Origin of the sequence: Pseudomonas persica, assembly GCF_900291015.1 — a bacterium.
Taxonomy (GTDB): Bacteria; Pseudomonadota; Gammaproteobacteria; order Pseudomonadales; family Pseudomonadaceae; genus Aquipseudomonas.
Genome location: NZ_OLKL01000411.1, coordinates 1 through 231, shown reverse-complemented (window position 1 = coordinate 231; position 231 = coordinate 1). Strand labels below are relative to the sequence as shown.

Genomic DNA, 231 nt, shown 5'->3' with positions numbered 1-231 from the left:
CACCCAGGACAGCGCCGACGGCGCCGCACACTGGCTGTTCATGCACGCCGATGCCTCCACCGGCGTGCGTCCCTGCTGCCGCAAGGACATGCTGGACGAGATGTGGAGCTACATGAGCGCCATCACCCGCGGGCCGGCGCAGCGCCACAGCGGCCAGCTGCGCCATTTCGTGCTGGCCTCCGACGCCGCCGCCTACAACCTGGGCGGCGACCTGGACCTGTTCACCCGCCT

1 protein-coding gene is annotated in these 231 nt (G+C 70.6%); it reads left to right on the top strand.

The window, feature by feature from the left end; translation table 11 throughout:
- Window positions 1-231: Clp protease/crotonase-like domain-containing protein (locus FQ664_RS27090; RefSeq protein WP_218570459.1), on the top strand; the 231-nt coding region annotated here is incomplete at both ends.